This is a genomic window from Haemophilus influenzae (genome assembly GCF_900475755.1).
In the GTDB taxonomy this organism is placed as follows: Bacteria; Pseudomonadota; Gammaproteobacteria; order Enterobacterales; family Pasteurellaceae; genus Haemophilus; species Haemophilus influenzae_D.
On sequence record NZ_LS483411.1, the window covers coordinates 1,701,477 to 1,715,374 of the forward strand.

Annotated in this window: 18 protein-coding genes and 1 pseudogene; 8 read left to right on the forward strand and 11 right to left on the reverse strand. The window is 37.6% G+C overall.

All coding sequences use genetic code 11. From position 1 onward, the window contains the following. Window positions 1-2: 2 nt before the first annotated feature. From DQN24_RS08305 to ccmA, 11 genes and pseudogenes are all read right to left on the reverse strand, one after another. Window positions 3-302 carry a hypothetical protein gene (locus tag DQN24_RS08305; protein WP_050846774.1) on the reverse strand — a complete coding sequence of 100 codons (300 nt, stop codon included), beginning with the start codon at window positions 300-302 and terminating at the stop codon, window positions 3-5. 10 nt (window positions 303-312) lie between these two features. Then, window positions 313-813: pseudogene (locus tag DQN24_RS09250) on the reverse strand (hypothetical protein). 121 nt (window positions 814-934) lie between these two features. Further along, entirely contained in the window at window positions 935-1,852 is a 918-nt protein-coding gene (ccmI, locus tag DQN24_RS08320; protein WP_111695706.1) for a c-type cytochrome biogenesis protein CcmI, read from the reverse strand. After that, window positions 1,853-2,314 carry a cytochrome c-type biogenesis protein gene (locus DQN24_RS08325; RefSeq protein WP_111695707.1) on the reverse strand — a complete coding sequence of 154 codons (462 nt, stop codon included), beginning with the start codon at window positions 2,312-2,314 and terminating at the stop codon, window positions 1,853-1,855. It abuts the gene before it with no gap. Further along, on the reverse strand, window positions 2,314-2,859 hold the full coding sequence (locus DQN24_RS08330) for a DsbE family thiol:disulfide interchange protein (RefSeq protein ID WP_111695708.1): 546 nt from the start codon (window positions 2,857-2,859) through the stop codon (window positions 2,314-2,316). The genes DQN24_RS08325 and DQN24_RS08330 overlap by 1 nt, the downstream gene beginning before the upstream one ends. A gap of 142 nt (window positions 2,860-3,001) precedes the next feature. Then, entirely contained in the window at window positions 3,002-4,948 is a 1,947-nt protein-coding gene (locus DQN24_RS08335) for a heme lyase CcmF/NrfE family subunit (protein WP_111695709.1), read from the reverse strand. Further along, window positions 4,945-5,466 (reverse strand): cytochrome c maturation protein CcmE, encoded by a 522-nt coding sequence (gene ccmE, locus DQN24_RS08340; protein WP_044330600.1) that lies wholly within the window; start codon window positions 5,464-5,466, stop codon window positions 4,945-4,947. The genes DQN24_RS08335 and ccmE overlap by 4 nt, the downstream gene beginning before the upstream one ends. Next, the gene (gene ccmD / locus DQN24_RS08345) at window positions 5,463-5,666 is read right to left on the reverse strand and encodes a heme exporter protein CcmD (protein WP_005693416.1); all 204 of its coding nucleotides are present in this window, start codon (window positions 5,664-5,666) and stop codon (window positions 5,463-5,465) included. The genes ccmE and ccmD overlap by 4 nt, the downstream gene beginning before the upstream one ends. 133 nt (window positions 5,667-5,799) lie before the next feature. Further along, window positions 5,800-6,537 (reverse strand): heme ABC transporter permease, encoded by a 738-nt coding sequence (locus DQN24_RS08350; RefSeq protein ID WP_048954773.1) that lies wholly within the window; start codon window positions 6,535-6,537, stop codon window positions 5,800-5,802. Between the two features lie 59 nt (window positions 6,538-6,596). After that, complete coding sequence (gene ccmB / locus DQN24_RS08355; RefSeq protein ID WP_042599623.1) at window positions 6,597-7,262, reverse strand: heme exporter protein CcmB; 666 nt, start codon at window positions 7,260-7,262, stop codon at window positions 6,597-6,599. Window positions 7,263-7,266: 4 nt separating this feature from the next. After that, window positions 7,267-7,905 (reverse strand): cytochrome c biogenesis heme-transporting ATPase CcmA, encoded by a 639-nt coding sequence (gene ccmA, locus DQN24_RS08360; protein WP_075913072.1) that lies wholly within the window; start codon window positions 7,903-7,905, stop codon window positions 7,267-7,269. A gap of 248 nt (window positions 7,906-8,153) precedes the next feature. Between ccmA and sodA the strand changes: the two genes are divergently transcribed. From sodA to murA, 8 genes are all read left to right on the forward strand, one after another. Beyond that, window positions 8,154-8,801, forward strand: coding sequence for a superoxide dismutase [Mn] (gene sodA, locus DQN24_RS08365; protein ID WP_111695710.1), 648 nt, complete (start codon window positions 8,154-8,156; stop codon window positions 8,799-8,801). 405 nt (window positions 8,802-9,206) lie between these two features. Next, window positions 9,207-10,001, forward strand: a complete 795-nt coding sequence (gene mlaF, locus DQN24_RS08370; RefSeq protein WP_005656079.1) for a phospholipid ABC transporter ATP-binding protein MlaF — start codon at window positions 9,207-9,209, stop codon at window positions 9,999-10,001. Beyond that, on the forward strand, window positions 9,998-10,783 hold the full coding sequence (gene mlaE / locus DQN24_RS08375; protein WP_005628334.1) for a lipid asymmetry maintenance ABC transporter permease subunit MlaE: 786 nt from the start codon (window positions 9,998-10,000) through the stop codon (window positions 10,781-10,783). The genes mlaF and mlaE overlap by 4 nt, the downstream gene beginning before the upstream one ends. Before the next feature lie 10 nt (window positions 10,784-10,793). Next, window positions 10,794-11,294, forward strand: coding sequence for an outer membrane lipid asymmetry maintenance protein MlaD (mlaD, locus tag DQN24_RS08380; protein WP_005656074.1), 501 nt, complete (start codon window positions 10,794-10,796; stop codon window positions 11,292-11,294). A gap of 32 nt (window positions 11,295-11,326) precedes the next feature. After that, a complete protein-coding gene (gene mlaC, locus DQN24_RS08385) occupies window positions 11,327-11,971 on the forward strand; it encodes a phospholipid-binding protein MlaC (RefSeq protein WP_021034910.1) in 645 nt (214 codons plus the stop codon). A 10-nt stretch (window positions 11,972-11,981) separates the two neighbouring features. Continuing rightward, window positions 11,982-12,299 carry an STAS domain-containing protein gene (locus DQN24_RS08390; RefSeq protein WP_005686374.1) on the forward strand — a complete coding sequence of 106 codons (318 nt, stop codon included), beginning with the start codon at window positions 11,982-11,984 and terminating at the stop codon, window positions 12,297-12,299. 20 nt (window positions 12,300-12,319) lie between these two features. Further along, the gene (locus tag DQN24_RS08395; RefSeq protein WP_005686372.1) at window positions 12,320-12,577 is read left to right on the forward strand and encodes a BolA family protein; all 258 of its coding nucleotides are present in this window, start codon (window positions 12,320-12,322) and stop codon (window positions 12,575-12,577) included. A gap of 10 nt (window positions 12,578-12,587) precedes the next feature. Beyond that, entirely contained in the window at window positions 12,588-13,853 is a 1,266-nt protein-coding gene (gene murA / locus DQN24_RS08400) for a UDP-N-acetylglucosamine 1-carboxyvinyltransferase (protein ID WP_021034909.1), read from the forward strand. Window positions 13,854-13,898: the final 45 nt, after the last annotated feature.

The window sequence follows — 13,898 nt, forward strand, 5'->3', positions numbered from 1 at the left end:
TTTTATCTAAAATAGTGATAATTATAATGATACCCAACGCTTGGCGTTACTGGAAGAACAGGCAATACACTTTTTGTTCTCGTTTTAACTTTATTGTCACTCTGGTTTAATTTTAAACTTGTATCAATTTGTTGTGTTATTTTATCCTTTTGAGTTTGTGTAACAGTATTACCACTAATAACTCGAGCATTATATTCTTGTACAGTTTTCATATCGTAAATAGCTTGACTACTTTGCTCTGACTGAGATGAACATCCAACCAAACTTAACATAACAACACTAATAAAAACGGAATTTTTCATTTAATATAACCTATTTACAAATTAAATCATTTAATACGGCGATGCCTTCTGAAATATGATTGATGGCAGTTTCCTTTAATTTTTTATTTTCTTGTGCCTGAATGCGCTTAGACAAATCTTTGTCTGTAATTGAATAAACAGGCACATAACTTAAATTTTGAAGATCTTTTTGGTTATAAATAGTTGCACCAGCCACACTGCCATAGAATTCGCCTCTATTGTCTAGAGAAAGATAATGGTAAGTTGAATTTGTGTAATCTACACCTCTTGTAATCTTAAATCCCTGACAAATTCCAGCTGGAGATTAATAAATACTTTCTGATGAAGTCGTTTCATCTATTTTATAAGCTTTAAATTCAATACTTTGAGCTAGTTTTTGAGCATCATTATTTGAAACATCGGAATTAAATGCTTTTTTATCTTCAGAATCAATATAAGTGACTGCACTAGAATCATTTTCTGCAATCGAAAATTGTGAAGTAAATAAACTTCCAATAATGACGCAGAACAAAGAAAAAAAGTGCAATTTTTATTATTCATTTCTCGTTCCTTTAGTACTTTATTAAATGCTAATCTGTTCGACTACGAATAATTTTTTCGCACTATATCAAAAAGTCTTATAACGTACTAGGTTATTTTTCAGGAGTGATACTTTTTGATTTTTCTTCGTTTTGAGCTTCTAAAGCATCACGTGCGGCACGAATACTTTTTTCAATTAGTGGCACACGTTCATCATCTTTCGGCATTAAGCGTAGCATCATCGCCCAAGTCACTGCTGCCATTTTATAATCTTCCGTTTCAAAATAACGGAATGCGAGTAAACTCAATGCTTCAATGTTAGTGTGATCTTGACGAATCACTTCCCTCAATAAATTGCCGCCTTTAAGTTTATCTGTTGCGTCTTCAGAAAACATCAATATGCGAGCATAGCCTAATTTATATTGCACATTATCTGGTTCCAGTTTGTTAGCTCTTTGATAGCTATCAAATGCTAAACGTGCATCACCTAAGTTCATCCCAATTTGACCGAGCATCCACCATTTTTTTGCATCGTTTGCATTTTTCTGTAAATCTATACGAAGTGCGGTAGAAAATTGCTGCATTTCTGCATCAGAAAATGGATTTTTATCTTCATCTTTCATTCGTTCAAAGAAATAGGGCAATTTCGCATAAGTTTGCTCTAACATCGATTCAACTTGCCAAGAACCCACCATAAAATAAGAAGAGCCCGCGATAATTCCTAACGCTAATAGACCAGAAGCAAACCAAATTTTTCCATAAGATTTGCCAGAATAATCCACATTCTCTTGGACTTTACTCGGCACATCATCAAGCAAAGTTTTCTGTAATTCTTGTTTGAGTTGCTCAACATTTTCAACTAAACCTTGGGAATTATCTTGCTCAATTTCTTCCAAGCGTGAGAAATATAACGCCTTATTTAAATCATCACGTTTTTGCCCATGTTTCGCTTTGAATTGACGTAATAAAGGATAAAAACAAATTAACGCCACAACTAAAGTGGTTAATATAAAAATTAATGCAAAATTCATCTATTTATCCTTGTTTAATAATTCTGCCAAACGCGCATTATCTTCATCAGTTAAAACATCTTGGGATTTTACCGCACTTTGAGCTTTTGGTTTACGTCTTAATAAAAATACCACGCCTAACAACACAAGCAATAATGGGGCAATCCATAGCACTAATGTACTCGCTGTCATAGGTGGATCGTAAGTTACAAAATTGCCATAGCGTTCCACCATATAATCCACTACATCATTTTTCGACTTGCCTTCTTGTAAAAGCTCAAATACTTTGCCACGCATATCCACAGCGATAGTCGCATTGGAATCCGCAATATTGTTATTTTGACATTGAGGGCAACGCAAAGATTGTGTTAATTGATGGTAATCACTCTCTTGTTGTGGAGAACTAAAATTTAATGCGTCAATCGCTGAAAACGCCACTGAGTTAAACAAAAGAGCGGTCAAAAATAGCCATGTTTTTTTCATTATTGTTGCTCCGAAAGTTTGTCATAAATTGGTTTTAAAGTCTGAGTCCAAACTTTTTCGTTTACATCACCGGCATAACGATAATGAATCACGCCTTTACTATCTATAATAAAAGTTTCAGGCGCACCATATACTCCTAAATCCAAACCGAAAGAACCTTTTTCATCTTTTAAAACAACTTGATAAGGATTGCCAAGATCTTTTAACCACTTCATTGCTTTAGGTGATTCATCTTTATAATCTAAACCAATAATTCTCACACCCTCTTTAGCAAGTTTGTTTAAATATTGATGTTCTGCATAACAAGTCGGACACCAAGTCGCCCATACGTTAAGCAAAACTGGCTTACCTTGTTGAAACAATTCATTCGTATAAGCTTTATTTTCAAACAACTCCGTCAAATTTTTTGCTGGCACAGGCTTTCCAACCAAAGCTGACTCTAACGCTTTAATATCTTCGCCTTGTGCATTACGTTTTAATTGCACTAAAAAAGCAATTGTTATTGATAAAAAGAGAATAAGAGGAACGAGTAATTTTTTTTTCATTTTTTACCGCACTTTAAAATTGGTGCCTAGGGTAAGTATACCCTAGGCTAGTAAAAGTGTAGCCTCTTTGAGGCTAGTTGAAATTCCCCAAAGGGGAACCATTTCAATTAGCCATGGGTATACCTACCCATGGCAGTATAAATTATTTCTTCAACAACGCATTAAACCGATAGCGTCGATCGAACATACACAACAATCCACCTAACGCCATAAATAAGCCGCCAATCCAAATCCAGCGAATAAATGGCTTGTAATATAAGCGTAACGCCCAAGAATTGTCCTCAAGTTTTTCGCCTAGAGCCACATAAAGGTCACGAGTTAAACCACCAGCAATGGCGGCTTCCGTCATAGACATACGACTTACTGTGTAAAAACGTTTTTCTGCGAATAAACTTGCCTCTGGTTGCCCATCTTTAGAAATATCAATTTGAGCTTTTCCACCAATATAGTTTGGACCATTTTCATCCGTCACACCGGCAAATTTAAAATCGTAACGACCAATTTGTGCGCTCTCGCCAACTTTCATTCTCACATCACGTTCTACGCTAAAGTTTTGGCTAAACGCAATCCCCCAAACAGTCATAGCTACGCCTAAGTGAGCTAACATCATTCCCCAGTGAGAACGAGATAGTTTTCGTACGCCCACAAAGAATGGTTCACGATGCGTCGCACGTTGTTGCAATTCATAAAGCGCAAGTAACGCGATAATCACAGTCATCATTGAACCAAGCACCGAACTCACGGTAATTTTATCTTGCAAGAAGTAAGGTAACGCAAAACCTGCAATCAGCATAATAAATACGCTGATAACAACAGGCGTACGAATTGCAGAAAATTGGTCTCTACGCCATTTCACTAAAGGTCCAATACCAAGCAATAATGCAAATGGTGTCATAATAATTAAGAACATTTGATCAAAAAATGGCGCACCAATAGAAATAGAACCTAAACCCAGTTGTTTGTGAACGAGTGGTAACAACGTTCCTAAGAATACAACGCAAAGTGCGGTCATTAATAAGATATTATTTAATAACAACATACTTTCACGTGAATAGCGTTCTGCATTATCGCGAGAACGAATTTGACTGCCTTTATACGCATAGAGCGCAAGCGAACCGCCAATCACCACAACGAGGTAAGCCAAAATATATAAACCACGAGTTGGATCCGATGCAAATGCGTGAACTGAAACTAAGATACCCGAACGAACTAAGAACGTGCCGAGTAAACAAAGTGAAAAGGCTAAAATCGCCAGTAATACCGTCCAAGCTTTGAAAGAACCGCGTTTTTCTGTCACAGAAAGGGAGTGAATCAATGCAGTACCAGCAAGCCAAGGCATAAATGATGAATTTTCCACAGGATCCCAGAACCACCAGCCGCCCCAGCCAAGCTCATAATAAGCCCACCAAGAACCGAGTACGATACCTAAAGTTAAAAACACCCAAGCAGCAAGCGTCCAAGGACGTGACCAACGCGCCCAAGCTGAATCTAATTTTCCCGTCATTAAGGATGCAATCGCAAACGCAAATGCCACAGAAAAACCAACATAGCCCATATAAAGCAATGGCGGATGGAAAATCAAGCCTACATCTTGCAACATTGGATTAAGCTCTTTTCCGTCCACTGGGAAATTAGGGAAAGTACGCGTAAAAGGGTTTGAAGTGAATAAGACGAACAACACAAAACCGACGCTAATAATCCCCATAATACCAAGCACGCGAGCAACCGCTTCTTGGGGTAAATGTTTACTCAATAAAGCGACGGCAGATGACCAAACGGCAAGTAGCCAAATCCACAATAATAAAGATCCTTCATGAGAACCCCATACCGCAGATAAACGATAATAAATGGGTAAAGTAGTATTAGAATTATTTACAATATATTGCACGCTAAAATCATTGACTGCGAATAAATAAAATAGCGCAGCAAAAGCAATGCTTAGGCTTGCAAATAAACCATAAGTCATTGGGCGAGCTAGTGCCATTAATTGTGCATTGCCCTTTTCAGCCCCCCACAAAGGGAAAATTGCCAACATAAGCGACACAGCTAAACTTAAAGCCAGCGCATAATTTCCTAATTCAGCAATCATTTTGCGCCTTCTTTTTCTTGACGATCACGCGCACTTTCGCCTTTTAAGTCCGCTGCCTCAATTCCCATTGGTTTATGTACTTTTTGCATTTTTTCGCCTAATTCTGGCGGCACATAATTTTCATCGTGTTTAGCCAATACTTCTGTCGCGCTTAAAACAGTTGGCTGAGTTAATACACCTTGAGCCACAATACCTTGCCCTTCACGGAAAAGATCTGGCAAAATGCCTTCATATTCAACCGTGATCGCAGGACCAATATCATTTAAATCAAACCGCACTTTCAAGCTTTTTGGATCACGCTCTACAGAGCCTTCAACCACCATACCGCCAACACGAATACGCTGCCCCACTTCAGGTTTTTGATTCAGATTATTATCCTTACCTTGAATCACTTCAGATGGCGTATAAAACAAGTCGATATTTTGGCGTAGCGCATATAACATTAACCCACTAGCAATAGCGATGCCTAATACAACAAAAATGACTAATTTAAATCTGGATTTACGTCTTGGATTCATAGTGTATTCCCCTTATTTGCTTGTTGTAAACGTTCTTCGCGTTGTTTCTCACGCAAGACATTTTGTAATACTGTCTTGCGTTGCTTGACACTTTGAACAATTAAGGCAATAACTGCCACTAAACTTACTGCATAGGATAACCATACGTAAAAACCGTAGCCACCCATATTAAAAAAATCACTCCAAGTTTGGAAAAACATAAAATATTCCTTATTTCTCACCCTAGGGTAGGTATACCCTAGGTTAGTAAAAGTACTACCCTTTTAGGGTAGATTCAACTTTCCCCAAAGGGGAATCATTTTATATTAACCGTGGGTATACCTACCCACGGAATTAGATACCCTCCGCAAGTGCTTTAACCCAAGGACGTTTCGCATCTTCTTTCAATAATTCCACGCGATAACGCACTAAAGTAAGCCAAATATACAAGGTTAAAAAACCGAATATACACAAAATTAATGGAACCAACATTGGAATTGCAATGGATGGTTTTTCCAGTTTAGTGATACTCGCACCTTGATGTAACGTGTTCCACCATTCCACCGAAAAATGAATAATCGGTAAAATCACGACCGTTGTAATGCATAAAATCCCCGCTGCTTTTGCCCCTACATTACGATCTGAAAAAGCAGAATAAAGCGCTAAGATACCAAGATAAAGAAAGAATAAAATTAATTCTGCAGTTAAGCGAGCATCCCACACCCACCAAGTACCCCACATTGGTTTCCCCCAAATTGCCCCCGTAACAAGCGATAAGAAAGTAAACAATGCACCAATTGGCGCCATTGCAATCATTGCGAGATGAGCTTGCTTAATTTGCCACACAAGGGCAACCACAGCTGCAATCGCCATTGAACCGTACACGCCCATTGACCAAATCGCTGTCGGCACATGCACATACATAATTCGGAAACTATTGCCCTGTTGGTAATCAGCTGGGGCGAATGCCAACCCCCATACAATGCCGATACCGAGTAAAATAAGCGTTAAAAATGCAAATAGCGGACTCAATTTACCGCAGATACGATATTGAGTTTCGGGTTTTGCATAAGGATGTAGCCACTTCCACATAAAAAGATCCTTAAAAATTAAAGAGAAAAATTACCGCACTTTTATACGATGAAATAAAATTAATTATCTAAACTAATTCGCAGTGCCGCCGCGATGGCAAAAGGCGAAAGTGTTACTGCGCCAACCATCATTGCACCTAAAATCGCCAGTTGTCCCCCATAAGGCACATTTAATCCTGCTGCTTCTAATATTGATGAAGCAAAAATTAAAACGGGAATAAATAACGGAACAACAAGCAAACTCAACAACACACCCCCTTTTCGCAACCCCACTGTTAAAGCCACGCCAATTGCGCCAATACAGCTCAATACAGGGGTGCCAAGCAACAATGTCAAAACTAATGCCCACCAAATATTCACTTCAAGAGAAAGTAACAAAGCTGCAATAGGCGATAATAAAATAAGCGGTAAACCTGTGAGCAACCAATGTGCAACCACTTTAGCCAAAGCTGTCATTGGTAAAGGCTGTGCAGTTAGCATTAATTGTTCGAGAGAACCATCAATAAAATCATCACGGAATAAACGTTCAAAAGAAAGCAATGCTGAAAGTAATGCGGCTACCCATGCGATACCCGGTGCGATACGGGAAAGTAATTTAGGATCTGGCCCAATAACCAACGGAAACAAGGTAATCACAAGCAAAAAGAACCACAGCGGATTTAAAATTTCCGCATTTTTACGCATCGCAATTTGAAGTTCGCGTTTAATTATTTCTAGAAAAATCATTAAGTTATTCCGCTTTATAAGCTGCTAGATTCAATTTTTGCAGATGAGAACTTGGCACTTCTTGATGGCTGGTCAGTAACACAATACCACCTCGTTGAGCGTGCTTATCAAAAAGTGCGGTTAAAATTTCCACGCCTTTTTTATCAATCGCAGTAAAGGGTTCATCTAAAATCCATAAAGGAGCTTGAGAAAGCCATAAGCGACCTAAGGCGATACGTTTTTGTTGTCCTGCAGAAAGCTGTGCAGCCGGCAAATCTTCGCGACCTAATAATCCTACTTTCTCAAGTAAATCCCATAAAATATCAGGATTTTGTTCCGCTTGGCTAATTCGTTGATAAAACTGCAAATTTTCCCACGCGGTTAATTCTGGTTTAACACCAGAAAGATGACCTAAATAAAGCAAATTCTGATGATATTGTTCACGTTGTTTGGAAATCGCTTCAGAATCCCACCGCACTTCGCCTTCCAAAGGTTGCGCTAAACCCGCAAGAATACGTAACAAACTGGTTTTACCTATGCCATTATGCCCTTCAATTTGCACAAAATCACCGCTATTAACATCGCAAGTCAAAGCACGAAAAAGTACGCGTTCACCACGTTGGCAGGATAAGTTTTGCAGAGATAACTTGTGTTGCTCAAACATAATTACAGAGGGAAAATAGAAAGTGGCAGTATTCTAATATTTGATGAAATTTTCGCAACTCAAACGCATAACTCTTTAGAAGTAGATCGATAGGTTTATTGATTTAAAACAAAATTTAATAAATTCACTGATTAAAAAAGCAAAAACATTTAATGATCTAAATCAATTTTTTTGCTATTATTTGCTCAATTTTGGTTATAGACCAAAACCTCAACGAAATCTGTTTTTAACAATGGAAGGAATACATTATGTCTTACACTCTCCCTGAATTAGGCTATGACTACAATGCGTTAGAACCACATTTTGATGCGCAAACAATGGAAATCCATCATAGTAAACACCACCAAGCTTACGTAAACAATGCAAATGCTGCATTAGAAGGTTTACCCGCTGAATTAGTAGAAATGTGTCCGGATCATTTAATTTCTAACCTTGATAAAATTCCTGCAGAAAAACGTAGTGCATTACGTAATAATGCGGGTGGCCACACAAACCACAGTTTATTTTGGAAAAGTTTGAAAAAAGGCACTACTTTACAAGGCGCATTAAAAGATGCGATTGAACGCGATATCGGTTCTGTAGATGCATTTAAAGCAGAATTTGAAAAAGCAGCAGCAACTCGTTTTGGTTCTGGCTGGGCATGGTTAGTATTAACCGCTGAAGGTAAATTAGCCGTAGTATCAACAGCAAACCAAGATAACCCATTAATGGGTAAAGAAGTGGCTGGTTGTGAGGGTTTCCCACTTTTAGGTTTAGATGTTTGGGAACACGCTTACTACTTAAAATTCCAAAACCGTCGTCCAGACTACATTAAAGAATTCTGGAACGTGGTAAACTGGGATTTCGTTGCAGAACGTTTTGAACAAAAAACAGCACACAGCAATTGCGCAAAATAATAAACATAGAAAAGCCTAGCAAAAGCTAGGTTTTTCTACTTTCCTCTCTATAACTTTTCTCTTGCAATCTTTTTTATCAAATCTGTATCTTTTACAGGCTTATTATTTATAAGCATTTATCAATGTTTATTTTCCATAAACAAAGTATTATTAAAATTCAATAAATAATGAAGAAATGTAAAGCTTCTTTAGTGAGGTCAAAAAGAATGTTACTATGACAAAATTTTAAGTTATTAAAAATAGAATTTATCACTATTTTTTATAGCTATTTTTATGACCACATTAAAGTTAAGCCAAAGAAATGTGTTGCTATAAATAACAAAACTTAATCTTTAAATTAAACAAATCTAACTTTTTAAGGTCATATAAAACTGATTGAACTTTTTATTTATAAACGAGATTTTAATGAATCAAAATCTAATTGAAGTTAAGAATCTTACCTTTAAACGCGGTGATCGCGTGATTTACGATAACCTGAATTTGCAAGTAAAAAAGGGAAAAATCACTGCGATCATGGGACCGTCGGGGATTGGTAAAACCACCTTACTTAAATTGATCGGTGGGCAACTAATGCCAGAGCAAGGTGAAATTTTGTTTGATGGACAAGATATTTGTCGTCTATCTAATCGTGAACTGTACGAAGTACGCAAGCGGATGGGGATGTTATTCCAATCAGGTGCGCTTTTTACGGATATTTCTACTTTTGATAATGTCGCCTTTCCAATTCGTGAACATACGCATTTGCCTGAAAGTTTAATTCGTCAAATCGTGTTGATGAAATTGGAGGCGGTTGGGTTGCGAGGTGCTGCCGCATTAATGCCTTCAGAACTTTCCGGTGGTATGGCTCGTCGAGCTGCATTAGCGCGTGCTATTGCGCTTGACCCTGATTTAATTATGTTTGATGAGCCATTTACGGGGCAAGATCCGATTAGTATGGGCGTAATTTTAAGCCTGATTAAACGATTAAATGAAGCGTTAAATTTGACTTCTATCGTAGTGTCACACGATGTGGAGGAAGTATTGAGTATTGCTGATTATGCCTATATTATTGCAGACCAAAAAGTCATCGCAGAAGGAACATCTGAGCAGCTTTTACAAAGCCAAGATCCGCGCGTGGTGCAATTCTTAAAAGGTGAATCTGATGGTCCTGTGCGCTTTAAGTACCCAGCGCAAGATTATGTGAAGGAATTGTTTGAATGATCGTCAATTTTATTTCTGCTTTGGGAAAACAGGTGATTGATTTTTTCCGTGCATTGGGGCGAGCTGGCTTTATGTTATTTGGCGCATTGATCGGCAAGCCACAAATTCGTAAGCATTTTCCTTTGCTTGTGAAGCAAATGCATGTTTTAGGTGTCCAATCGTTACTCATTATTTTGTTGTCCGGTTTATTTATTGGAATGGTATTAGGACTACAAGGTTATGTCGTGTTAGTCGATTTTTCTGCTGAAACAAGTTTAGGCCAGTTGGTGGCACTTTCTCTTTTGCGAGAATTAGGCCCTGTTGTTACCGCACTTTTATTTGCTGGTCGAGCAGGTTCTGCATTGACGGCTGAAATAGGCTTAATGAAAGCCACTGAACAACTTTCTAGTCTTGAAATGATGGCTGTTGATCCTTTACGTCGAGTGATTGCACCTCGTTTTTGGGCAGGGGTTATTTCCATGCCAATTTTGTCAATCTTGTTTATCGCGATTGGTATTTGGGGCGGTTCCTTAGTTGGTGTGGATTGGAAAGGTGTTGATTCAGGCAGCTTTTGGTCTGTTATGCAAAATTCCGTGAGTTGGAGCTATGATATTTTAAATGGCTTTATTAAAGCGGTTTTCTTTGCTGTAGCCGTAACTTGGATTGCGCTTTTTAATGGTTATGATTGTATGCCAACATCAGAAGGTATCAGTCAAGCTACAACACGAACAGTTGTGCACGCTTCACTTGTTGTTCTAGGATTAGATTTTATTTTGACTGCTATTATGTTTGGTGCAGGTTAAGGATTTTTTTATGAGACAAACAATTAAATATGAATTTTGGGTCGGATTATTTTTATTACTTGGTATTGGTGCCTTAGTTTTTTTAGGTTTACGCGTAGCTAATGTACAAGGTTTTGCTGAGACGAAATCTTATACCGTGACGGCAATTTTTAATAATATTGGCGGACTTAAAGTGCGCGCACCACTAAAAATTGGAGGCGTAGTAATTGGACGTGTGAGTGCTATTACTCTTGATGAAAAAAGCTATTTACCGAAAGTAAGCATCGCGATTAATCAAGAATATAATGAAATCCCAGAAAACAGTTCTTTATCAATTAAAACATCAGGTTTATTAGGTGAGCAATATATTGCCTTGACAATAGGTTTTGATGATGGAGATACAGCAATGCTTAAAAATGGTAGCCAAATTCAAGACACTACATCAGCTATGGTATTGGAAGATTTAATTGGGCAATTCTTATATGGAAGTAAAAAATCGGACGGCAATGAAAAATCAGAATCCGCAGAATAATAGGTTAAATTTTATAAATTAGGAGATTGATAATGAACCTTACTCAACTAAAAAAATGGTTTACTATTTTAACTTTCGTATTAACCGCACTTTTGGTTACACGAACAGCTATTGCAGAAACAAGTCCTTATGTTTTAATGCAGCAAGCGGCAGATAAACTATTTTCTGATATACAAGCTAATCAAAGTAAAATTAAACAAGATCCAAATTATTTACGTACTATTGTTCGTAATGATTTATTGCCTTATGTAAACTTAGAATATGCAGGTTCTAAAGTATTAGGTTCATACTACAAATCAACCTCTGCAGAACAACGCAAAAAATTTTTCAAAACTTTTGGCGAATTGATTGAGCAAAAGTATGCACAAGCATTAACAAATTATTCTAATCAAAAAATTCAAATTGAATCAGAAAAAGAATTAGGCGATAACAATTTTGTAAATATTCGCGTAAGTATTATTCAAACTAATGGCGTTGCTCCGATCCTATTAGATTTTAAATGGCGTAAAGGCAATAAAAGTGGGGAATGGAAAGCCTACGATATGGCAGCAGCAGGCGTAAGTATGCTGGAAGATACGATAAAAAATTGGGTTGGTATTTTAAACAAACAAGGTATTGATACATTAATCACAAAGATGCAGCAATCTGCCTCACAACCTATAATTTTCAATCAATAAATGAATAACTATGCTAAATTGGGATTTGCAAAAAAATAATGATAAAATAACGCTCTTTTTGTTTGGGGAACTATCTCGCAGCACGTTGTTACCAATGTGGCAGCAACGTGGCGTTTTTTTGTCAGCCAGTACACTTGATAAAACTATTGTTGAATGGAATTTGTCTGATCTTCAGCATATTGATTCTGCTGGTTTTGCAGCTCTTTGTGATTTTTTACGAGAGTGTCAAAAGCTTAATAAAACAGTGCGATTAGTTTATCCACCAAAACAATTATTAACCCTAGCAGATCTCTTTGGTTTATCTGATTGGATCGCAAATTTTACATAGCTTAACTAAACGGAAATCCGATGGAACTTCAAAAAATTGAACAAATTTTAAAAGACACACTAAATATTGCAGAAGTCTATGCACAAGGTGAAAATGCACATTTTGGTGTGATTGTTGTGAGTGATGAAATCGCTGCACTATCTCGTGTAAAACAACAACAAACGATTTATGCCCCTTTAATGCCTTATTTTAGTACTGGTGAAATTCACGCTCTAACCATCAAAACTTATACCGTAGAAAAATGGAAACGCGATCGTGCATTAAACCAGTTTAATTAAGGACTTAAAAATGGATAAATTTCGTGTTTATGGGCAATCTCGTTTAAGTGGAAGTGTGAATATTTCAGGCGCAAAAAACGCCGCACTTCCAATTCTTTTTGCGGCTATTTTAGCGACAGAACCTGTTAAATTGACAAATGTTCCCGAACTTAAAGATATTGAAACTACTTTGAAAATTTTGCGTCAATTAGGCGTGGTTGTAGATCGTGATGCAACTGGTGCAGTTTTATTAGATGCCTCTAATATCAATCATTTCACTGCACCTTATGAATTGGTTAAAACTATGCGAGCTTCAATTTGGGCATTGGCACCTTTAGTCGCTCGTTTCCATCAAGGTCAAGTATCATTACCTGGAGGTTGTTCTATTGGGGCTAGACCTGTTGATCTCCATATTAGCGGTTTAGAAAAATTAGGTGCAGATATTGTTCTTGAAGAAGGATATGTAAAAGCACAAGTATCGGATCGTCTTGTGGGAACTCGTATTGTAATAGAAAAAGTAAGTGTAGGCGCCACTTTATCTATTATGATGGCAGCAACCCTTGCGAAAGGTACGACTGTTATTGAAAACGCCGCTCGTGAGCCTGAAATTGTTGATACCGCCGATTTCCTTAATAAAATGGGTGCGAAAATAACAGGTGCAGGTTCTGCTCACATCACGATTGAAGGTGTTGAACATTTAACTGGTTGTGAACATAGTGTTGTGCCAGATCGTATTGAAACGGGAACATTCTTAATTGCTGCAGCCATTTCAGGCGGTCGTGTTGTTTGTCAAAATACTAAGGCTGATACTTTAGATGCAGTAATTGATAAACTCCGTGAAGCTGGTGCGCAAGTTGATGTAACTGAAAATAGCATTACTTTAGATATGCTTGGTAATCGCCCTAAAGCAGTCAATATTCGTACCGCCCCACATCCGGGGTTCCCAACTGATATGCAAGCTCAGTTTACCTTATTAAATATGGTGGCAGAAGGTACAAGCATTATTACTGAAACGATTTTTGAAAATCGTTTTATGCATATTCCTGAATTAATTCGTATGGGGGGTAAAGCTGAAATTGAAGGGAATACAGCAGTATGTCACGGGGTTGAACAATTGTCTGGCACAGAAGTGATGGCGACAGATTTACGCGCTTCAATCAGTTTAGTGCTTGCAGGCTGTATCGCAACGGGAGAAACCATTGTAGAGCGTATTTATCATATCGATCGTGGTTATGAACATATCGAAGATAAATTACGTGGTCTAGGTGCGAAAATTGAACGTTTTTCTGAAGCATAATTAAGTATAGTTACTCGTTATATTCTTTCTATTTACAGCTATAGT